Consider the following 20,004-nt stretch of genomic DNA (forward strand, 5'->3'; position numbering starts at 1 on the left):
GCCTGACAATTAGGGGCTAGTTTTTAAGTTTCATTCTTTAATTCAAGCTCTCTACTCCAGAATCCCAATTTCGATCTACAGAGTTAAAGTAAGCTTGTTCAAGAATTTGCATATAATCAGTCTCCGTAATTAAACGGACGTTACTTGATGTTGAGTTGTTTTGCATGGCCAACCTTACAATGCTCGGAAAGTCTTCTTTCTTTACACCCTCTAAATCTTTTAATTTAGGAATATTTAATAATTCGGTTAGCTCTATAATCCCTTGAATTAATTTTTCAACAGCTATTTCATCTGAATCTGAATCCTTGGCAAAGTTCATATACCTTGCTAATGTCGCATGTAAGTGCTTATTCTCCATAGAATTGAACTTTAATACATATGGTAAAAACACTGCGTTGGCAACTCCATGCGGGGTATCATAAAGTCCTCCAAGCGCTTCTGCTAAGCAGTGTACTGAGGCAACATCTGCAGATCCAAAACAAAGGCCTGCTAAGAGACTTCCTTCCAGCATGTCTTGACGAGCCGCTTCATTTTTGCCGTCGCGGAAAACGATAGGCAATGCCGAAACAATGGTTCTCATTGCTTGAGCCCCGAGCGCTTGTGAAATAGGATTTGTTACTTTACACGTATAACCTTCAATCGCATGAACGAGTGCATCAATGCCAGTAGCAGCAGTAACTGACGGCGGAAGACTTAATGTTAGTTCAGGATCAAGAATCGCCAAGACAGGTCTTAATGAAGCATGTTTGAGTGTCATTTTCCGATGTGTAGATGCTTCCGTAATTACGGCAGAACGAGTTACCTCTGATCCTGTGCCTGAAGTAGTTGGAATACAAATAACTGGCGCGATGTTTGAATACAGAAGTCGGCCGTCTGCATAGTCAGATGGTTTCCCGCCGTTTGGGCCGCACAGCGCAATAGCTTTTCCTGTATCCATTGCACTTCCGCCACCAATGGCAACAACTGCATCTGCACCAAAGTCACAAAATAATTTTGCACCTTCCAAACAATTTGTATCTCGAGGATTTTGTTCAATGGAGTCGAATAACAATACTCGGTAACCAGAAGCCTCCAGGGCCGTTGTAATTGGTGAAACTAGTCCTGCATGAACCACACCTGGATCACTCACAATTAAAATGGATGAACCAATATTTAGGGATTTTAGCATTTCTGGCAATTCTTTAGCTTTTCCCGTTCCTACCTCAATTTGAGTAGAACAAAAATAGTTATAGGATTTCATTTATACCCCTCCTATTGTCTAAATTCTAATACATCTCTTAATTAAATTTTAACCTAACCTTCTCTACCATTAGCAGATTCAACTGTTAGGCTGCAGATAACTTATACTGATGATAGTTTAGGCAATACACATACAGAATAGCAAGGTAGTAGAGAACATAAATAAACTATATGTATATCCAACAAACTTCTTATCATATATAATACAAGTCTATTCTCAATCAGGACAGATGAATATTCAGATGGTTACTATCTAAAAAAACGATTAGTAATCTCTATACTATGTAATCAATTTATTTATGCAAACCAATCTTGGTGTTCAATAAAAATAGATTCAAATACTAATCCCCTTAATGATCCAGTATTACTTCTCTAGTTACATCTAAAAAAGCACTCAAAGCTGGAGACACCCATTTGTCTTTATGCCAGACCAGCTGAGTTACAATTGGAAACTCTGGACCTTTCCATCTTAATACACTCATGCTCCCTTCCTCTATTTCCTTCTCCACTGCTAGCTTAGGTAATGCTGCTATTCCAATTCCAGCTATTACACATTTTTTGATGGCTTCTACATCACCAAGTTCAAGATCACATAACGGTTGAACGGCTGCATCAACAAGTGATGCTTCAAATATATTCCGATAATCACATTTCTCAGTAAAAAGCAGCGACTGACCGTCTAGGTCCGCAGGTCTTACTTCAGATTTATCAGCTAAAGGATGATTCGGCGGACTTACTATAACAATAGGTTCCGAGACAAGCTGCTCGGCAATCAGCTTGTCCGAGTTAATGCGAGTCATAGACATTAAAACAGCATCTATGAGACCTTGAGCAAGTAAATCCTCAAAATCATTTTCAGAAATTCCAGGTCGGAAAATCAGTTTTACTTTAGGAAAACGAGCTTGAAATAGTTTCAGCAAAGCTGGTAAGCGATAGGTGCATTGGGTTTCTGAAGCACATATTGTTAACGTCCCGCTAGGCTCTTCATTCCCACCTACAGTCTCCCTTGCCTCTTCGGTTAAATCAAGCACTTTGTCCGTATATAGCTTGAAGCGCTTTCCAGCGTCAGTTAAGATAACCCGTTTCCCTAACCGGTCAAAAAGTCGGACAGCAAGTTCTTCCTCAAGAGATTTAATCTGAGCTGTTACACTTGATTGAGCATAGTGAAGGATTTCAGCTGTTCGAGTAAAGTTTAGTTCTCTGGCAGCAATTTGAAAAATTTTTAACTGTTTGAGTTCCATAGTTTTCTCTCCTAAATCATTTTCACCAATAATATTATTATTCTAAATATATCATTTCACTCGTGCTGCTTGTAAGCGTAATGTCTTTCACTACTCGCTTCTCAGAGGAACGTTTGCATATCAAGAATGTATGATGCAAAGCTGCTTATTCCGGAAAAAGAACCTTGGACAGCAAACAGAACTGATCCAAGAATTCTTCTACTTGATTGGTTCCTTTAAAAATGATTATAGTAACTAAGATTGAACACGATATACAGAGTCAAAACAGAAAAGACCTACCTTTTTTCAGCCAAAAAATAAAACATCTTGTAGCATTGTTGACACATTGTTTCTCAAAAACAAAAAAACAGGATCCATTTTTCTCTAATCTAAGGTTGTTCCTTCTGATAAACCCTATTATGTTATTCCGATGTAATAGAAGAAGGATTTTTACTTTTTAAGATAGAATAGTTTCTTAAAGAGTCATAAAGGAGTTGATTTCATGTCTAAACAAATAGAGGATAGAAAAGAAATAAAGCTTTTGGATTCTCAGATTTATTTATGTGATGAAATTAAAAAGTTGTTGAAGAAAAAAGAAAAAAGAAGTCTAGCCTTTGAACAAGAGTATACAGAACATGATATATTACACATTGCTTTAAACAGATTAATGAGTGAGTTAATCTCTAGACATTAAAAACGTCACCTATCATATTTGATATTATTCGAAATAGATAAGTTTCATATAAAAAAATAGACAGAATATTTCATCATTATCTTTACTTTGTAAACGTTTTCGTTTATACTAAGTATAGGTTGGATGGCATGAGTGGCTGTCATAGTATTTAGCGTAGGCGGGGCTGATACGAGGGAACAGGGCATAGAAGAAATGTCCTTTTTTGTTTGGGCAATATTTCTTAGAAACTAGAAAATATTATAAAATGCTTTCAAACGTTTTTTTATTTAGTATGCCCTATCCAGTCTGGAAATTGAAAACGACCACCTCTTCCCAGTCAAAAGAGGTAGCTTTTTTTAAAATTGAATGAACAGTAGTCGTTAGATAATGCTTTATTGCATCTTAAGTAAGTTGCTTCATTTAATAAACTGTATTCGTAGACAACATATTCACCGCTTTTTCTAGCAGTAAAATATCTTCTTCAACCATTCTTTTCACATCGTCGAGATCAAGTTGAATATATTCTTCTTTTAAACGTTCTAATTCCCTGACGAACAGGGATCCCGTATAGTACCTATAATTTGTCACTACTATTTATCCCCTTTGTATGCTCTTACTGTATGTGATTCCCCTTTATTTAGATAAACAACCAATAAATACAAGATTTTTTTTAAAAAATCCTTCCCTGATGTAGGCAAAGGATTTTTAACTTTATAGAATAGGAAAAATACATTATTAATGTGGTCAGATTTGTAGTTTCATATACATACAACGTTTTATCGCTCTACTTAGATGTTAAATCAAATTTATCTTCTTTCCCATTCCATTTTACTGTCACATGAAAAGGAGCGCTGCTGCTTTGAGTCGCACATCCGCTGCAGCTCCCATTTAAATTAATTTTCCCACCTGTCTCGTCATCCGTACCTGATAATTTGCTTGTTTCCCCTTCCACGACATAAGAAACTTTTCCTACTTTCTCTTTGTCTTTTCCTTTATAGATAATACTGCCTTGTCCGTTTTCAGTATTCTCTCCTTTATTTAAAAGATATAAAGCTTTCCACTGATCTCCTTCACCTTCGAAACGCACACTTTCTTCTTTGCTACCACAGCTACCCAATACTAATAAAAAAATAGATATAAGTCCTAAAAATAAAAAATTCCTTTTCAATTTAAATCCTCCTACACGGTAAAAAAGCACCCAACTATCCTATTAGGTGATTTTTTGTTATTATCTGTTCTTTTTTTCAAGTAATTTAATTAATCTATCATTTTGTTTCACTATCGTTCTTAGCTTAGCTTCTAACGAACATAAAGTGATAAAGACGGCTATAAATCCTATAATGACAAAAAACATATTAGCTGATATCCCCCATACATCATTTTGTTTTTAAAACAATATCTATATAATAACATTTTTTCTATATTTTATATTATAATGTTGTTTCTTAGTTAACATAATAAATAAAAGGAATAGGAAAGTGTTCTCTTAAAGGAATCCTTCAGGGCCGCCATTTAAAAGTTCTAGCTATACCAAAATACAGAATGGATATGCCTTCACCCACGAACTCAACAGCTTTTCTTTATAATAAATACCCTTTCTCTAGCTAATAATAAGTAAGTAAAATATGTATATACTATAAACGAACACCATTCTTAAAAGCATGACGTTTACGAACATCTATCTATAATTGAGCAATGTTTCCATCTAAATCATGGTTTCTCTTCTTCTATTAAAGGGAATTAAACCCTAAAAGTGAACCTTAAAAGGAGACCATCATGGTTACAATTGAATCAATCATAATAGGTATTGTTTTTATCCTCATTCAACTATACGCATTAACGATTGTCGAACGTTCTCCAATCGGGGAGCAAAAGCTGCTCTCATTATCAGGCGGTGTAGCTATTGCCTATGTATTTATTTATATCCTACCGACGCTTCATAAGAAACAAGAAGAGTTTGGAGGTTCGCTAGCCCTTGATACTGAACTATATTTTCTTGGTCTTCTCGGCTTACTCGTCTATTTTTCTGTGTATTCATTTGCTCAGACAAAAGCAGCCACACACCTAACGGAACTGACCGTGTACATGGTACAGGCTAGTTTTTTTATGGTTTATTCTTTTATCATTTCTTATGTCGTATTTTCAACCGATGTTAAGCGAGTTGAATCAGTATTTTACGGACTGGCTATCAGCCTTCATTTTATCGGGTGGTCTTACCATCTAGGAAAAAAACATCCGCGCCTACACAAAACTAGAGGCCGCTATATGCTGGCCGGAGCAACTTTTCTTGGGTCCATTCTGGGCGTTTTCGGACCCTCATCAGGACTGCTTATTGAGTCGATGATTGCTTTTAGTTCAGGTGCAATGTTATTTAACGTGATCAGTAAAGAGCTCCCTTTTGAAAAACATGCGCATTTGCCTACCTTTTTAATCTCATCTCTTATCTACGCGGCTACAATGATTTCGTTAAAAGCTTTTTTCAATTGGTAGTTGCGTGCGCGTGTTTTCACAAAATAAAAAGAGCAGCATTTAATGCTGCTCTTTTAAAGTATGGTTTTTATTACTAGATATACTGCAGCAATCGATGCAAGAACGATAAGTACATTCAAAATGCGATGTTGAGTAGCTAAGTGGCCTCGCTTCATTTCTGCACGAGTCAATGGTTTATTTTCATTGTGATTTCCACTCACTCTGTTACATCTCCTATCCTGTTTAGTTATTGGTTCTGCTAATTTAAGCAATAAGCTGATCTTTGTCAGCTGCTTCTTCCTTTTTTATCTTCCCTCTACATAAGATATAGAAAACACTAAACATAACAATCGACCAAATAAGATTAGCTCCTGGCTCAGTGTTAGCTACCTTAAACAAACTCGGTATAGATCCGAAAACAGAGTCGTCTGTTGTAAGGAATAGAGCGAGAAACATGTTATTGGCTGCGTGTGCGCCAATGGTAATTTCTAAGCTTTTTGTTTTAATCGCGATATATGTAAGAGCAAAACCAGCTACAATATAATCTAGTCCCACCAATATAATCGATTTATTCATTTCAGGATTAGCAAAATGACCTATTGAAAACATTAGTCCGACAATAATAGCAAGTAAAATAGGACGCTTCACTTTCTTACTCACCCATTGAAGAAGAAACCCTCTAAAAAACAGCTCCTCTGTTGTTGTTTGAATAGGTACTAATAAAAGCGTGATCAGTACTAACAGGGCATACTCTTTTAAACTTACATGATTCCATGAATAATCCGAGTGGTTAAACACGACATCAATTAATTGTGAAACGATTAGTAACAGGCTAAAAGCTCCAAAAGCCCATATTACTTTTTTCCAATTCACACGTTTGTTAGCAGTGATTAATGATTTCATTCTTCGTTTGTGAATAAAACGAACCCCGATCCATAAACCAAAAACCCAGCATATGTACATAATATGAGACAACAGAAAATCAAGATTAGCGTTGATTCCTACAGCTACTCCGCTATCAAAATCAAAATATGATTTTCCACTTTCATCAGCTGCAACCATTATCATTTCAGCAATAATATAACTAACTGATCCTAACAGCATAAATACAGAAGCAAGGATTGTTGTACTTACATAACGCTTCCAGCTATTTTTTCCTTCTTCCACATTTAAATAGTTTTTCATTTTATTCTTACTCCCTCAGCCTTCTCTTCTCAATTACATCTTTCTTCTCTACTTCGTTATTGTCTAGGCAATGTAAAAATCTATTAGGACCCGAAGTCCTGCAAACATTTTAACTACCGCCTGCTTTTTACCTTTGAAGATAAGGAAAGAGACTGACAATATTAAGACATTACAACTCTACCCATTACCTCTTTATATAAAATTTAGCGTCTTAAAAGCCGTTAAAAAACAGCTTTTTCTACAAGAAGACTCGACACCAAGTCATCGTTAACCTTTATATCCTGATCATACGTGCCCGCATACACATAATTTTGAAGAAAATACTTGCTACTCAAGAATATATATCCTAGAACAACTAAAATAAATATTTTTTTCAACATCGTCCTCACCTTTTTATCTAAAGTTTTCACCTCACGGCTGCTACCACAACCGCTAAGGTCTTATCCATAAACAGCTTTTCATTTTTTAAAATTAGCTACCATTCTATCTAACATCGCAAAAATGTATATAAGTTACAAATATATTACATTATTATTACAAATGTAACAATTACATTATAACTAAGAAAAAGAGGATAATCAATATGAAGTGTTTAGTAAAGCAAATAAAATTGCTAGATTACTATGATGCGTGTAAATAAATCGAAAACATGTTGGAAAAGACGTTTGTTATTAAACAGGAGTATTTAAAAAACAAAAAGAAGCAAACTCCCTACCATTAGGAGTTTGTTTCTTTTATTTAAGAGTTTTTATAACCTCTTTCATCTCATGTAGTGTTGAGATTTATGAAGTAATAAGCTATAAACTACGTCTCCTGATTTAACATGACACTTAACCATTTTATCTTGACACTCTTCTAAAGGAGTGATTAGATATATATGTTAACTATATTTAAAATAAAGTTAACTAATCTTATTGTCGGTGGTGAAAGCGTATTGGATTGGGAAGAGGATATTAAAAGAGAACTTGCCTATTTAGATGAAATTTTTCAAAAACGGCACCTTGTTACTACAGAATTTGCTGAACAACCATGGCTTATAGTCAATGGACATAGGATGTTAAACCTTGCCTCTAATAACTATTTAGGCTACGCAGGAGATAATGGCCTGAAGAAAACAATGAGTGATGCTGTGATGACATATGGAATAGGAGCAACAGCTTCACGCTTAATAATAGGAAATCACTCTCTTTATGAGAAAGCAGAAAGAGCACTTGTTAATTGGAAGAAAGCTGAGGCAGGAATTATTATCAATAGTGGTTATAATGCAAACCTAGGAATCATCTCAGCCTTGGTTCCGCGTAATGGTTTCATCTTCAGCGATAAGTTAAATCATGCAAGTATCATTGATGGATCCCTACTGAGCCGTGCAAAAATTCAACGCTATCGCCATAACGATGTGAACGACCTGGAAAATTCATTAAAAAAAGTTCCCTTGGAGTCACGAAAGTTAATTGTAACAGATACTGTTTTCAGCATGGATGGTGACTTTGCCAAGCTCGAGGATCTTGTTAAATTAAAAGAGCAGTATAACGCTCTACTAATGGTTGATGAAGCTCACGCAAGCGGTGTATACGGAAAAAGTGGTGAAGGGTATGCGCATTTTCTTGATCTGCAAGATAAAATTGATATTCAAATGGGAACGTTTAGTAAAGCGCTGGGGTCATTTGGAGCTTATGTTACCGGAAAACAGTGGCTCATAGATTATTTAAAAAATAGAATGCGAGGACTCATTTATTCAACTGCTCTTCCCCCTGCTATACTCGGTGCAATAACGGGTGCGATTGAAAAGGTGCAACAAGACACAGAGCGTCGCGCAATTCTTCAACAACATGCACTATTTTTTAGGAAAGCACTTACATACGAAGGATTCGACACATGCGAAAGTCAATCTCAAATCATTCCAATTTTGACAGGAGAAAACAAAAGAACAATGCAGTTTGCAGAGCGCTTACAGAAAGAGGGAATTGCTGCTATTCCAGTTAGGCCCCCTACTGTTCCTGAGAATAAAGCAAGAATTCGTTTTACTGTAACAGCCGATCATACTCGAGAAGATTTAAATTGGGCCATAAAGAGAATTTCTCTAATTGGAAAAGAAATGAGTGTGATTCAATGAAACAAGCCACTATTATAATATTTCCCGGATGGGGAATGGAAAAAGCAGCGTTTCATCCGATCATAAAACCATTGTCTACTATATGTAACGTTTTGTGTACAGACTGGAGAGGTGTAAAAGAACTAAGTGACTTTAGAGAACGAGCAATCCAATTGCTTACTTCTACTCAAGGTACTGTTTATTTAATAGGTTGGTCATTAGGTTCCCTTTTAACGCTTGAACTTGCAAGTTTATACCCTTACAAGATAGAAGGACTCATATTAATTGGCGGAACTAGTCGCTTTACAAACGACGTGCATAATACATTTGGATGGGAGCAACGTATCATTGAACGTACGAAAAAACAGCTACAGCGTAATAAAGAAAAAACCCTTATTGCATTTTATAACGCTATGTTCACTAAATCTGAAAAAAAAGAAGAATTTCACCATCAATTTATGGAAGTTGTTCAGCGTGATTATCAAGGAGACAGTACGCACTCCCTCCTTACAGGGCTGGATTATTTACTCCAAAAAGATGTTAGAATGCAACTCAATCAAATTCAAACTCCTTGTTTGTTGATCCATGGAAAAGATGATCAAATATGTTTACCTGAGTCTTCTTCTTTCATAGCTGAAAGGATTGGTGGAAAAGCGCAGCTGTGTATTTTAGAAAAAGCTGGCCACATTCCTTTTTTTACAAAGCCTCAGCAATGTACGCAACTTATAGAGAAATTTCTCGAAAAGGAGCTCATTTATGATTAATAAGCAACTTTTAAAGAAAAGATTCAATAATCATGCTAAAACTTATGATGCTTATGCCGATGTACAAAAAAGCATGGCAAACCAATTAATAGATCAGCTTTCCACCAATTTCTTTAACCAGGAAATAGCTATTCTTGAAATTGGCTGCGGCACGGGTTATTTAACAAAATTATTGTGCAAAAAATTTCCTAAGGCTGCTATTACAGCAGTTGATTTGTCATCAGGAATGATTGAGTTAGCAAAGAAAAAAATAAGGGAAAATCGAGTTTCTTTCATATGCGGAGATATCGAGGAAATAAGTATAGAAGGACATTACGACCTTATTATTTCGAATGCAACATTTCAGTGGTTTAATAGTCTTCATACGACAATCAAAAAATTGTATAAACAACTTAAGCCTACAGGCAGCTTGCTATTTTCAACCTTTGGAAATCGTACATTTCAAGAGCTTCATTCATGCTACAGTCATGCGAAACAAAAGCTTGGTCTTTTCAGTAACAGTTCACCTGGCCAATTGTTTTTTTCTCTTGAAGAGTTGTCTCAAATTTGTGAACAAGCATTAGTTCCATTGAGAGAGCATCCATTTAAACTATTAAAAATGGAGAACCTAGAGATTCAATACTTTCCGACGGTCCAGGCATTTTTTACATCAATAAAAAAGATTGGAGCAAGTAACAGTAACGAGGAAAGCTACTGTCAGCGCCCTTCCTTTTTTCGTCAGTTGATCAATTTATATGAAAATAATCATCGTGACGAAAATGGCGTAAAAGTAACCTATCATTGCTTAATGTTTAATATTACAAAAACGAACCAATAGCCAATCCAGCCCTGGTTACTCTCTAGAGGTGATGAATTGCCGCCAGTAAAAAAGGGTACTCTTCTATTTAGAAAAGTACCCTTAAATAATCAATTAGATTTAATTAACTTACTGTTTTTTAGAAACTAGCTCAATAATATTTGTTATACCTTGCTCATTGTACCCTGTTTTTAATAACTGTATTTGATTATGTTCAGATAAATTTGTAAAGATGATTGGTGTAACAAGTGATTTAGCATTTTCTTTAATGTAGTTTAGGTCTATTTTTAAAAGCGGGGTTCCTTGTGTAACCTTTTCTCCCTCTTTAATTAGACATGTAAACCCTTTCCCGTTCAAGTTCACTGTTTCTAACCCTACGTGAATTAATAACTCTAGATCTTGATCTGTTTTTAGACCTATGGCATGTTTTGTAGGAAAGATGCTAACAACCTCCCCATTGATAGGAGAAACAAGAATATTATTAGTTGGTTCGATGGCAAAACCGTCTCCCATCATCTTTGAAGAAAAAAACAGCATCAGGGACGTCTTCTAGAGGCACAATATATCCGTCAAACGGAAGTTTGAATGCGCTTCCTAAAGTTGTATCGTTCATTTCTTTTTGCTCACCTGTTGCAGCAACTTTAGTTTTTGCCTTCGCTTCAGGTACTTCTTTGTTATTAGAGCCTTCTGTAATAGCCTCTTTTGGTATGCCAAATAAATATGTGCAGGTGAACCCTCCAGCATATCCTGCAAGTAAGGCAAGGCAATGATATATTTCAGCCATAAACCGTGAGCAATTAATGGAATTAAAGCGAAACCAGATGGACCGATAGCGATGGAACCAACGTTTCCGAACATTCCAATTACGGCTCCTCCAATTTCTCCACCGATACAAGCCGTAATGAACGGCGTCCTAATAGAAGAATAACTCCATAAATAAGTGGTTCTCCAATACCTAATATTCCGACAGGAAGAGGATGCTACTAGACTGCTTTACCCCTTTCTGAAATCCATTTTACGTTTATATCATGTATCTTAAAAAGCAGAAAAAACAAGAAGGATCTCATAAGAATAATGCGTTTATCCATTTATTCTTCGTGCGGACAAATGATTGGATATTTTAAATTCAAATTACCAATAATACCGTTACATGTCTTTTGCCTAAAAGGAGCTAAGTAACGATGAAACTGAAAAGAACAGTAAGCATCACCTTTTTATCAAGCGTTATCTTATTTTCGGGACCTTTATCATTGGTCAATGCATCGGTAAATGATTCTAAAATGACTGTAAAACATTCAGTGAAAGAAGAGCAGCCTAATATAAAGATTTTGGCCACTGGAGGTACGATTGCAGGCTCTTCTAAAAGCAGCACAGACACAACTGGATATGAATCAGGAGCTCTTAACATTAAAACAATTATCAAAGCTGTTCCTCAGTTGAAAAAAATAGCGAATGTAAGCGGAGAACAGGTCGTAAATATCGGAAGTCAAAATATAGATAACAGCATTTTGTTAAAGTTAGCGAAGCGAATTAATACACTATCAGCTTCTAAGGATGTTGATGGAATTGTCGTGACGCACGGATCTGATACGATGGAGGAAACGGCTTATTTTCTAAATTTAGTAGTAAAGAGTGATAAGCCTGTGGTTGTGGTTGGTTCAATGAGACCAGCTACCGCTATAAGTGCAGATGGACCGCTAAACTTGTATAATGCAGTGAAAATTGCCTCTACGAAGGACGCACGAAATACCGGCGTTTTAGTAGCGCTTAACGATCGAATTGGTGCAGCTCGTTATATAACAAAAACACATACAACGGCAGTAGATACGTTTAAATCCCCTGAACAAGGATATGTAGGAGAAATAGCTGGAGATAAGGTAATATTTTATAACAAACCAACTCGCAAGCATACAACACAATCAATATTCGATGTATCAAAATTAGATAAGCTTCCTCAAGTAGATATCATATATGGGTATCAAAACGATTCTAGGAACTTTTATGACACAGCCGTAAAAGCTGGAGCAAAAGGAATAGTCGTTGCAGGAGCAGGAAATGGACTGCTATCCGATGCTGCCATAACAGGTGCTAGAGATGCGGTAAAAAAAGGCGTAGTTATTGTTAGATCTAGCCGGGTAGGAAGCGGAGTTGTGACACATGAAGAATCAGATGATAAAGATACGTTTGTGACATCCGATTCGCTAAATCCACAAAAAGCCCGTATTCTTTTAATGCTTGCTTTAACGAAAACAAAGGATCCTCAAAAGATTCAAACCTACTTTAATGAGTATTAAATCAAAAATATCTTTCATCCTCTGTTTTGACTAAATTTTTTAAGAACAATCGGTAATGGCAGCTTATAAGAAGGACATAAAGAGGTTGAGACATCACTAACATACTTTTATCTCAGCCTCTTTTAATTGAGAAAGAAACCATCCGTAGGTCCCTTATTCATTTCCCCAGTTCTTACTTTCTATAATTAAATGAGTTGATGTGGCGTCTAGCACACGCCATACCAAAGTCTTACCTTTTATATCCTTTAACTCAATAATGCCCTCTAGCTTATTGGTATTCACATGGACACGTTTCTCATCTACTCTTTGCGCACTTTTTAATCTTGTTCCAAATGTTGCAGGGCTTTCTTCCGTTAGCTTTACAATGACATCTATCATACGTTTGTCAGAAACATAGTTTTCGCTGTTCTCATAGTTCTTATCAGCAGGCTTAATAGCGTGTTCTAACCCAGTTTCGTATTGGCGCCAATCAACAATTAAAAAAACCGCAAATACTAAAGACACTGTGAGCAACAAGCCGTAGGCAACATATCGTTTCATTTATTTTTGCTCCTTTCGCAGGAATAGGTTGTATCAGAAAATAGTATCGTTTTATTTAAAGAAATATTCCTTTTTTACAGAAAAGATAAAAGAAGATATATTTTTGTAGACCTTCCCTGCTCAAATTACAAGAACCAAAAGAGATTTGTATACGGCTCATTTTTAGCTGCCACTATTACTTCACCATAAACTAAATTAAAAAAGGTTCCACTCATCAACATTCAATGAGTGAAACCCTTTTTTGATTATCTGCGGCTAGCTGTGCCTCTGCTTTTTTGCAGATGCGCTTTGTGCCGTATAGCTAACAGGCTACTTTATTACTGAAATACTGCCGTTGTGAGTGGCTAGTTTAATGATATTCTTTCCTTTTCCAATAACAGCGTCCCCATCATATTTATTCAAGATATCTACTTTCCCGTTGTCGACAGAAACGTTAAATTGAACGTTACTTGGTTCTTTTTCCGTCGTAATCTTAATCTTTCCATTGTGCGTTTTAAAGTCAATATCTCGATCAAGTTCTTCTGTTTCAAGAGCGATGCTTCCGTTATGCGTTTCGCCTTCTAAACTACCTTCCACGTTACTCAGCGTTATTTTCCCGTTATTTCCTTTTGCTTGAACCGTTTTTGCTGCAGTATTTTTTATGCTTGTAAGTTCATTGTGTACGCTGGTGTTCAAGTTTTGTGAATCAATGTTCTCTAATTCTACACGTCCGTTGTTTGCGCGAATGGAAACATCTGCTGCGCGTAATTTTTTAACAGACACATACCCATTGTTACTGGAAATCCCCAATGAATTATACTGTTTTTCAGGCAGATAAACGTTGATGGATAGCGGTTTTAATACACTCACAATGTCAAAATTGACCCAGCTGCGCTGTTGTTCATTATAGGAGATAAAAAGCGTTGAATTTCTAACGTCAGTAGTGAAGTCTCTTTTTATGTTAGGAGATGTTTCGCCTTTTAATGTTACTTTGATATTATTGCCTTTACTAGGGTATACATGAACACGAGTATTATCCGTATCGATGTTTACCTTTGATACTTTATTGCTTTTAATAACTTTTTCTTTTGAAATAGGTTCAGGATCAATAGCACGATACGTAAGGAGGCCTCCTATAATCCCAACAAGGATGAGAATACCTGCAAGAATGGAGAGTTTCTTTTTATTCAGCACGTTTTAAACCGCCTTTCACGAGTGATACATTGTATTTTAGATAACGTACAAAGCCTTTTATAGCTAGCTTCGTTACAACTAACATACCTAACATAATAAAATATCCAAGTCCGCAAAATGCTAAAGACATAAAAAGATTAAAGAGAAAAAAGCCGCTCGAATGTACAATAGCCTCACCGAGAACTAGAATAGGAGATAGCAAGAAACATAGACCTATGGCCCAAGCTGACAAAATGAAGCCAGCTAATGCCACGGCGGGCCCAAGAACAATCACTACATTAAAAAAAGCTAAACCAATTACGGCCCAAGTGGCTCTTAAAATATTTTGAGTTGTTGCCTTAGCTGTTGCTTGCTCAACATGATAATCTGCCAGCAGTTCTTTAGCTATTTGATTCGGAGAACCTAGCGACGTTACAATTTCTTCTTCCGTTTTTCCTTCTTCTAAGCCGATGGAAAAATGTTCTTCATAATCTTGTAAAATATCTGCCCGTTCTTTTGCGGATAATGGTTTTAAGGATTCATTTAACTGCTGTAAAAAGCTACTCTTTGACATTGTTCACACCTTCTTTAATTAATTGATTAACACCTCTTGAAAACTCGTTCCACTCATCGACAAGTTCATATAAATAATCTCTTCCTTTATCTGTGAGCTGATAATATTTCCGTGAAGGACCTTCTGTAGATTCTTTTAAATACGTTGTAAAGTATTCTTCTTTGGTTAACCGGCGCAGCAAAGGATATACGGACCCTTCTGATATTTCAATTTGATCGGAGATTTTTTGAACTAGCTCATATCCATAGCGGTCTTTTTTATCAAGCAACACAAGGACACAAAGCTCTAAAACTCCTTTTTTAAATTGTACGTTCACTGTTCTTCACCCTTTTCTTTTCACAGTTCACTACTGTTTATTGTATAGTACTTATTCATAATGATTTCCTAATAATTACAATATATCACCAGCTATTGTTTATTGCAAGGTACTGTTTAATATTTTTTTGAATTTTAACCATTTTTACAGTCGTAAGGTGCTTTTTATAAAGCAAGGTTCAACCTTCTTTTCTAATTAGCTTGTAGCTAAAATTATTTTAACGTACCCAAAAGAAAAAGTAGTCTATAGCTATAGACTACACAGCAGCGATCATGTCAGGCTATTTCTCCTTAGCTTGTTGGATAAATAAAAAGAAAACCGTTATTAAAATAAAATAATTTAGAGGATTTTTGAAAATATCCCCTCCTAAAGCCAATTGTACTAAAATCCATAAAGCGAAGATCACTAATACGCCTGGTATTATAAGCTTGTTCATACATCACTCATCCTTCGTTTAAAATAATAAAGCAATCATGGCTCTCCATACTTGTTTCATACTCTAACATTAAATCTATAAATAAAATCCATAAATAGCTTTGAAAGCATACTGATTGAATATTTATAAGAATATCACCTTTAAGATAAAATTTAACAATTGTTACTATAATTGATAGAAATTCCTTAAGTACATTTGATTTTTTTGTAATAAATTAAAGAAAAAAGAAACCGTTATTTTACATTTTCAAACAATAAAAAACAGCCAATTTTATGGCTGTTTTAAAGTAGACTGCTATCAAAAATTTCATTTTCTAGGTGGTGCAAATTCTTCCTGCAGTTCTTTTAAAAACGCAGCCGCCGCAGCTGAAAGAACATGATGCTTTTTCCACACGATATTTAAACCTGATTCAAGTCTTGGCTGTAACGGCTTGAAACAAAGATTGCTAGTCGTAGACGTATTGACGATTTTATCAAGTGTTATGGCATATCCAACGCCTTCTTCAACCATAATCGCCGCATTATAGGCAAGATTGTATGTAGTGACAATGTTTAACTTATGAAAATCTTCGCCAAACCAATCCGCAAACTCATTTTTTGAAAACGTCTGTTTCACGGCTTGTCGTGAACAAATCAGTGGAACGTTTACTAAATCTTCAGCTTGAATGCCTTCTTTGACGGCAAGAGAGCTGTCTTTTTTCATAACAACGCCCCAAACATCTTTGGCAGGCATATTCAGATAATTGTATTTTGAAATATCGGCTGGCTGAATTAAAATACCGAAATCAAGCAATCCCTTGTCAAGCCGTTCCGTTATATCTTCTTCGTTTCCGCTGTAAAGGTGATATCGTATATTGGGATAACGTACCTGTACATCTTTTGCTACTCGTGCAATATGTTTCATTGCTTCAGTTTCCCCGCCGCCTATATAGACATCACCACCTATTGTTTCTTCCATCGAACTAAACTCTGCCTCTAATTTATCCACCATATTAACGATTTCTTCTGCCCTGTTTCGCAGAAGCATTCCTTCATCTGTCAGAATGACACTATGACTGCTGCGAATAAATAGTTTTTTACCTAACTCTTGTTCAAGATCTTTTAATTGTCTCGACAAAGTTGGCTGTGTCACATGCAAAAAATCAGCAGCTCTCGTGATGTTTCCTTCTCTTGCAACCGTAAGAAAATAGCGCAAAACTCGAACTTCCATATACCGCTTCTCCTTTCACAAGCTTTAGTATATATATCTCAGAAATGCTTATCAAGCATACCATGATATAAGATATAAGTATTTTCTATATTTAAAAGGAGCCATTAGAATAAATAGCAACGAAGTTCATATCACGAAAGCAACACTTTTAATTATTCAAAATTGAAAGGAGTTTAAAATGAAAAAATTTTTATGTCTGTCTTCTATCTTAGTAACAAGCCTTGGCCTCGCTGCTTGTAGCAACAATAATTCATCTGCAGCGGACAGAGATCATAATGCAAGTAATCCTTCAAACCAAGCACCAGAACAGCCAAAAGAAGATTCTATTTCAGGTACAAGAATCAAATTAACGTTTAACGATAAAGAAGTCTTGATTAGGATGTACGATAACCCAGCAAGTATGGCTTTTCTAGCTCAATTGCCTTTAACAGTCACTTTTGAAGATTATATAGGTAAAAAGAAAATTAGTATTTTACAAAAAAGATTATCAGCAGATGATGGACAAGCTGGAGATCCATCAAAAAAAGGCGACTTTGCTTATTACGCTCCTTGGGGAAATGTAGCTATTTTTTATAAAGGTTTTGAGGATGCCACAAATGACCTTATCATACTAGGTCAAATTGAGTCTGGAAAAGAAAACGTTGAAAATATTCATGGTGATTTTACAGTTACCATTGGAAAAGTGACTAAGTAAAAACATGACAATTGCTCGGTAAACAGCCGGCTTTGAAGCAGCTAGAACAGAACTCTTTTAGAAAGAAGGAAATTGATTTTATGTCTAAACAACATAAGCTACTTATATTTGTCTTAACCTTAGGAGCTTTCGGGATTATAAATACCGAAATGGGGGTTATAGGGATACTGCCCTACATTGCGGATTACTTTCATATCAGTGTATCAAAGGCCGGGTGGCTGGTGAGTCTCTTTGCACTTACTGTATCAATATCCGGTCCAACTATGCCGTTATTATTTTCAAGGGTCAACCGCAAGAAAGCGATGTTGCTTGTACTTGGTATTTTCGTTTTAGGTAACATTATCTCTATCTTAACTTCTAACTTTGCTGTTGCCATCATTGCGCGTGTGATTCCAGCTATCTTTCATCCAATTTATTTTTCAGCAGCTTTTACAATGGCTGCGAACTCCGTTAACAAAGAAGACGCTCCAAAAGCCGTTTCAAAAGTCTTTATTGGCGTATCTGCAGGTATGGTACTTGGTGTACCAATCGCAAGCTTTCTTGCAAGCACAGTTTCATTTCAACTATCAATGACATTTTTCGCTGTCATTAACGCTATAGTATTTATTGCTACATGGGCATTCTTCCCTTCTATGCCTGTTAAAGAAAGTCTTTCCTACGGAACTCAGCTCAGCGTATTAAAGAACCCCGTTACTTGGCTTTCCATTATTGCTGTCCTTTTACTGAATTCAGCAGTATTTGGGGTTTACAGCTATCTTGCTGAGTATCTTAAAAGCGTTACGAACATCTCTGGAAAATTAATTAGCTTCATGTTAATTCTATTCGGTGTGGCAAATATTATTGGAAACATTATCGCAGGGAAGTTACTTACGAAAAATGCCATCAAAACGGTAGTAGTTTTCCCTTTCGCGTTGGGAGTCGTTTACATCATTTTATTCTTTACCGGACAGTTTACTTGGCCTATGGCTATCATGACTTTAGTTTGGGGAATATTCGCTGGTATAGGAACGAATATTAATCAATATTGGATTTCATCAGCAGCTCCTGAAGCACCTGATTTTGCAAATGGATTATTTTTAGCATCCGTTAACTTAGGAACAACGATTGGTACAGCTGTAGGTGGACTATTTATATCAGGAATGGGTACAGAATACGTCGTACTAGTGGGGATCTTGTCATTAGTCTTGAGCGTAGTATTTATTTTACCAAGAAGCTACATGCATCGTCCTGTAAGTCAACTTTCAAAATAAGGCATCAACGTAACTTTCTTTTTGGGGATCCGTATATAGGATCCCTTTGTTTTCTTTTATTACATAATGAGAGTGCTTACTAATCTACCTATAAATTAAAGCGCTTAATCGCACTGTAAAAATTATTAGTCATTATAAAGCTATAAATACGATTAATGGCTTCTTGATAGGGATTTGGTTATTTATTCTTGGGAGCGTGCTGTTGCTCATTCGTCCAACGATTAAATTAGTTCATGATTTTCACTTACGAAAATATTTAAAGGCAGATTACCCCAATAAATAATCTTCTTTGCGAAAAATTCTCCTTGTGAATTCTATATATCAAAATGGGGTGTACGCGTTAGCCTACACCCCATTTGGTTCCACTTTTAAATCAAATATATTACTCTAGGTCTAACCCTTTTTCATTCAATTTATGAGAAGTCACAGCAATTACAAACTTTCCATCACCTAAATCTTTTTTATGAGAGGTTAGCTCCTCTGTGAAAATACCTAAATTTGTTGCACGGTCTTCTTCATTTGAGTAATTTTGCACCACAAAAAATTTCTTTAATTTATCTAAAAACGGTAACTAATTTTATCTATGATATACATATTAGTTAATTGATTTAATCCCATATTCTAGGTCGATCAACCTCCATGATTCTCAAATACTGTAAGAGCTGTCCAGCGTGTACGGATTCATGATAGCCTATCCGCATCAACATATCCCCTAAAGAACGAATATAACCAACATCTGAACGGTCTATTTGAACATTAGTTAAATCTTCTTCAGAAAAAGTAGTAATCATGTCTAAAAATTGTTGGTGGTATGATGCTGCAAACTCCAATTCATCCTTTATAGATTGTAAGGGTCTTTTTTCAAAAGGAGAATCAAATTCCTTTAGGCTGCCCAAATTTTCGATAGCTAGATGATAATAGTATTCTGACTCCAAGACATGACGAACCATTTCTATGCATGTCATAGCTTCTTTATCTGGCTTCCAATCAAGTTTATCATCAGGAATTGCTTGCCAAACCTTTATACTTCTTCTTCTAATCTCTTTTATATTTAATACTATTGCATCTGTTCCATTCATTTCCATCCCTCCTCTTATCATC

Annotated in this window: 24 protein-coding genes and 1 pseudogene; 9 read left to right on the forward strand and 16 right to left on the reverse strand. The window is 35.8% G+C overall.

All coding sequences use genetic code 11. The annotated features are described in order from the left end of the window. Positions 1 to 37 precede the first annotated feature (37 nt). Together LJC66_RS19010 and LJC66_RS19015 are read right to left on the reverse strand one after the other, a co-directional pair. A complete protein-coding gene (locus tag LJC66_RS19010; RefSeq protein WP_230933302.1) occupies positions 38 to 1,240 on the reverse strand; it encodes an iron-containing alcohol dehydrogenase in 1,203 nt (400 codons plus the stop codon). 349 nt (positions 1,241 to 1,589) lie between these two features. Continuing rightward, positions 1,590 to 2,480 carry a LysR family transcriptional regulator gene (locus LJC66_RS19015; RefSeq protein WP_230933303.1) on the reverse strand — a complete coding sequence of 297 codons (891 nt, stop codon included), beginning with the start codon at positions 2,478 to 2,480 and terminating at the stop codon, positions 1,590 to 1,592. 481 nt (positions 2,481 to 2,961) lie between these two features. Between LJC66_RS19015 and LJC66_RS19020 the strand changes: the two genes are divergently transcribed. Further along, complete coding sequence (locus LJC66_RS19020; protein ID WP_050690279.1) at positions 2,962 to 3,153, forward strand: hypothetical protein; 192 nt, start codon at positions 2,962 to 2,964, stop codon at positions 3,151 to 3,153. A gap of 399 nt (positions 3,154 to 3,552) precedes the next feature. Here LJC66_RS19020 and LJC66_RS19025 read toward each other — a convergent pair whose 3' ends face one another. After that, positions 3,553 to 3,720: a hypothetical protein gene (locus tag LJC66_RS19025; protein ID WP_153252171.1), complete on the reverse strand. Its 168-nt coding sequence runs from the start codon at positions 3,718 to 3,720 to the stop codon at positions 3,553 to 3,555. 196 nt (positions 3,721 to 3,916) lie between these two features. Then, positions 3,917 to 4,300: a hypothetical protein gene (locus LJC66_RS19030; protein ID WP_230933304.1), complete on the reverse strand. Its 384-nt coding sequence runs from the start codon at positions 4,298 to 4,300 to the stop codon at positions 3,917 to 3,919. 608 nt (positions 4,301 to 4,908) lie between these two features. Here LJC66_RS19030 and LJC66_RS19035 point away from each other — a divergent pair. Continuing rightward, entirely contained in the window at positions 4,909 to 5,622 is a 714-nt protein-coding gene (locus LJC66_RS19035) for a hypothetical protein (protein ID WP_025749947.1), read from the forward strand. A gap of 53 nt (positions 5,623 to 5,675) precedes the next feature. Here the strand turns inward: LJC66_RS19035 and LJC66_RS19040 are convergent, their stop codons facing one another. Then, on the reverse strand, positions 5,676 to 5,822 hold the full coding sequence (locus LJC66_RS19040; RefSeq protein ID WP_230933305.1) for a hypothetical protein: 147 nt from the start codon (positions 5,820 to 5,822) through the stop codon (positions 5,676 to 5,678). A gap of 43 nt (positions 5,823 to 5,865) precedes the next feature. Then, the gene (locus LJC66_RS19045) at positions 5,866 to 6,786 is read right to left on the reverse strand and encodes a CPBP family intramembrane glutamic endopeptidase (RefSeq protein ID WP_230933306.1); all 921 of its coding nucleotides are present in this window, start codon (positions 6,784 to 6,786) and stop codon (positions 5,866 to 5,868) included. Between the two features lie 934 nt (positions 6,787 to 7,720). Here LJC66_RS19045 and bioF point away from each other — a divergent pair. Genes bioF through bioC form a run of 3 tightly spaced genes read left to right on the forward strand, consistent with a single transcriptional unit; the run spans position 7,721 to position 10,459 of the window. After that, entirely contained in the window at positions 7,721 to 8,899 is a 1,179-nt protein-coding gene (gene bioF, locus LJC66_RS19050) for an 8-amino-7-oxononanoate synthase (protein WP_230933728.1), read from the forward strand. Continuing rightward, positions 8,896 to 9,642 carry an alpha/beta fold hydrolase gene (locus LJC66_RS19055; RefSeq protein WP_230933307.1) on the forward strand — a complete coding sequence of 249 codons (747 nt, stop codon included), beginning with the start codon at positions 8,896 to 8,898 and terminating at the stop codon, positions 9,640 to 9,642. Before bioF ends, LJC66_RS19055 begins: the two co-directional genes overlap by 4 nt. Beyond that, on the forward strand, positions 9,635 to 10,459 hold the full coding sequence (gene bioC, locus LJC66_RS19060; protein ID WP_230933308.1) for a malonyl-ACP O-methyltransferase BioC: 825 nt from the start codon (positions 9,635 to 9,637) through the stop codon (positions 10,457 to 10,459). The genes LJC66_RS19055 and bioC overlap by 8 nt, the downstream gene beginning before the upstream one ends. A gap of 108 nt (positions 10,460 to 10,567) precedes the next feature. Here bioC and LJC66_RS19065 read toward each other — a convergent pair whose 3' ends face one another. Beyond that, positions 10,568 to 10,975: a PTS sugar transporter subunit IIA gene (locus tag LJC66_RS19065; protein ID WP_230933309.1), complete on the reverse strand. Its 408-nt coding sequence runs from the start codon at positions 10,973 to 10,975 to the stop codon at positions 10,568 to 10,570. Positions 10,976 to 11,129: 154 nt separating this feature from the next. Further along, positions 11,130 to 11,412: pseudogene (locus LJC66_RS19070) on the reverse strand (glucose PTS transporter subunit IIA); the annotation flags it as partial. 207 nt (positions 11,413 to 11,619) lie between these two features. Here LJC66_RS19070 and LJC66_RS19075 point away from each other — a divergent pair. Next, complete coding sequence (locus tag LJC66_RS19075) at positions 11,620 to 12,732, forward strand: type II asparaginase (protein ID WP_230933310.1); 1,113 nt, start codon at positions 11,620 to 11,622, stop codon at positions 12,730 to 12,732. A gap of 153 nt (positions 12,733 to 12,885) precedes the next feature. Here LJC66_RS19075 and LJC66_RS19080 read toward each other — a convergent pair whose 3' ends face one another. From LJC66_RS19080 to LJC66_RS19105, 6 genes are all read right to left on the reverse strand, one after another. Beyond that, positions 12,886 to 13,272: a hypothetical protein gene (locus LJC66_RS19080; RefSeq protein WP_230933311.1), complete on the reverse strand. Its 387-nt coding sequence runs from the start codon at positions 13,270 to 13,272 to the stop codon at positions 12,886 to 12,888. Positions 13,273 to 13,581: 309 nt separating this feature from the next. After that, entirely contained in the window at positions 13,582 to 14,445 is an 864-nt protein-coding gene (locus tag LJC66_RS19085) for a DUF4097 family beta strand repeat-containing protein (protein WP_230933312.1), read from the reverse strand. Continuing rightward, positions 14,435 to 14,998: an HAAS signaling domain-containing protein gene (locus LJC66_RS19090; RefSeq protein WP_230933313.1), complete on the reverse strand. Its 564-nt coding sequence runs from the start codon at positions 14,996 to 14,998 to the stop codon at positions 14,435 to 14,437. Before LJC66_RS19090 ends, LJC66_RS19085 begins: the two co-directional genes overlap by 11 nt. Next, positions 14,985 to 15,314 carry a PadR family transcriptional regulator gene (locus tag LJC66_RS19095; RefSeq protein WP_028409849.1) on the reverse strand — a complete coding sequence of 110 codons (330 nt, stop codon included), beginning with the start codon at positions 15,312 to 15,314 and terminating at the stop codon, positions 14,985 to 14,987. The genes LJC66_RS19090 and LJC66_RS19095 overlap by 14 nt, the downstream gene beginning before the upstream one ends. 280 nt (positions 15,315 to 15,594) lie before the next feature. After that, positions 15,595 to 15,750, reverse strand: coding sequence for a hypothetical protein (locus LJC66_RS19100; RefSeq protein ID WP_230933314.1), 156 nt, complete (start codon positions 15,748 to 15,750; stop codon positions 15,595 to 15,597). Between the two features lie 306 nt (positions 15,751 to 16,056). Further along, entirely contained in the window at positions 16,057 to 16,959 is a 903-nt protein-coding gene (locus LJC66_RS19105) for a LysR family transcriptional regulator (protein ID WP_230933315.1), read from the reverse strand. A gap of 178 nt (positions 16,960 to 17,137) precedes the next feature. Between LJC66_RS19105 and LJC66_RS19110 the strand changes: the two genes are divergently transcribed. The 3 genes from LJC66_RS19110 to LJC66_RS19120 all read left to right on the forward strand — a co-directional run bounded on the left by LJC66_RS19110 (position 17,138) and on the right by LJC66_RS19120 (position 19,186). Then, complete coding sequence (locus LJC66_RS19110; protein WP_230933316.1) at positions 17,138 to 17,653, forward strand: cyclophilin-like fold protein; 516 nt, start codon at positions 17,138 to 17,140, stop codon at positions 17,651 to 17,653. Positions 17,654 to 17,733: 80 nt separating this feature from the next. Continuing rightward, positions 17,734 to 18,903, forward strand: coding sequence for an MFS transporter (locus LJC66_RS19115; RefSeq protein WP_230933317.1), 1,170 nt, complete (start codon positions 17,734 to 17,736; stop codon positions 18,901 to 18,903). 163 nt (positions 18,904 to 19,066) lie between these two features. Next, positions 19,067 to 19,186 (forward strand): YrhK family protein, encoded by a 120-nt coding sequence (locus LJC66_RS19120; protein ID WP_269067670.1) that lies wholly within the window; start codon positions 19,067 to 19,069, stop codon positions 19,184 to 19,186. 99 nt (positions 19,187 to 19,285) lie between these two features. On the opposite strand, the gene LJC66_RS19125 is transcribed toward LJC66_RS19120, so the two are convergent. Together LJC66_RS19125 and LJC66_RS19130 are read right to left on the reverse strand one after the other, a co-directional pair. Next, a complete protein-coding gene (locus LJC66_RS19125) occupies positions 19,286 to 19,441 on the reverse strand; it encodes a hypothetical protein (RefSeq protein ID WP_230933318.1) in 156 nt (51 codons plus the stop codon). Positions 19,442 to 19,511: 70 nt separating this feature from the next. Then, positions 19,512 to 19,982: a DinB family protein gene (locus LJC66_RS19130; RefSeq protein WP_230933319.1), complete on the reverse strand. Its 471-nt coding sequence runs from the start codon at positions 19,980 to 19,982 to the stop codon at positions 19,512 to 19,514. Positions 19,983 to 20,004: the final 22 nt, after the last annotated feature.

Source organism: Priestia sp. TSO9, assembly GCF_021029645.1.
Taxonomy (GTDB): Bacteria; Bacillota; Bacilli; order Bacillales; family Bacillaceae_H; genus Priestia; species Priestia megaterium_E.

Excerpts from the sequence above, each read along its gene's own strand:
- LJC66_RS19130 (WP_230933319.1), bottom strand. The coding sequence starts at position 19,982 with ATGAATGGAACAGATGCAATAGTATTAAATATAAAAGAGATTAGAAGA.
- LJC66_RS19035 (WP_025749947.1), top strand. The coding sequence starts at position 4,909 with ATGGTTACAATTGAATCAATCATAATAGGTATTGTTTTTATCCTCATT.
- LJC66_RS19020 (WP_050690279.1), top strand. The coding sequence starts at position 2,962 with ATGTCTAAACAAATAGAGGATAGAAAAGAAATAAAGCTTTTGGATTCT.
- LJC66_RS19010 (WP_230933302.1), bottom strand. The coding sequence starts at position 1,240 with ATGAAATCCTATAACTATTTTTGTTCTACTCAAATTGAGGTAGGAACG.
- LJC66_RS19045 (WP_230933306.1), bottom strand. The coding sequence starts at position 6,786 with ATGAAAAACTATTTAAATGTGGAAGAAGGAAAAAATAGCTGGAAGCGT.
- bioC (WP_230933308.1), top strand. The coding sequence starts at position 9,635 with ATGATTAATAAGCAACTTTTAAAGAAAAGATTCAATAATCATGCTAAA.
- LJC66_RS19055 (WP_230933307.1), top strand. The coding sequence starts at position 8,896 with ATGAAACAAGCCACTATTATAATATTTCCCGGATGGGGAATGGAAAAA.
- LJC66_RS19075 (WP_230933310.1), top strand. The coding sequence starts at position 11,620 with ATGAAACTGAAAAGAACAGTAAGCATCACCTTTTTATCAAGCGTTATC.
- LJC66_RS19090 (WP_230933313.1), bottom strand. The coding sequence starts at position 14,998 with ATGTCAAAGAGTAGCTTTTTACAGCAGTTAAATGAATCCTTAAAACCA.
- LJC66_RS19100 (WP_230933314.1), bottom strand. The coding sequence starts at position 15,750 with ATGAACAAGCTTATAATACCAGGCGTATTAGTGATCTTCGCTTTATGG.
- LJC66_RS19080 (WP_230933311.1), bottom strand. The coding sequence starts at position 13,272 with ATGAAACGATATGTTGCCTACGGCTTGTTGCTCACAGTGTCTTTAGTA.
- LJC66_RS19105 (WP_230933315.1), bottom strand. The coding sequence starts at position 16,959 with ATGGAAGTTCGAGTTTTGCGCTATTTTCTTACGGTTGCAAGAGAAGGA.
- LJC66_RS19065 (WP_230933309.1), bottom strand. The coding sequence starts at position 10,975 with ATGCTGTTTTTTTCTTCAAAGATGATGGGAGACGGTTTTGCCATCGAA.
- LJC66_RS19015 (WP_230933303.1), bottom strand. The coding sequence starts at position 2,480 with ATGGAACTCAAACAGTTAAAAATTTTTCAAATTGCTGCCAGAGAACTA.
- LJC66_RS19110 (WP_230933316.1), top strand. The coding sequence starts at position 17,138 with ATGAAAAAATTTTTATGTCTGTCTTCTATCTTAGTAACAAGCCTTGGC.
- LJC66_RS19115 (WP_230933317.1), top strand. The coding sequence starts at position 17,734 with ATGTCTAAACAACATAAGCTACTTATATTTGTCTTAACCTTAGGAGCT.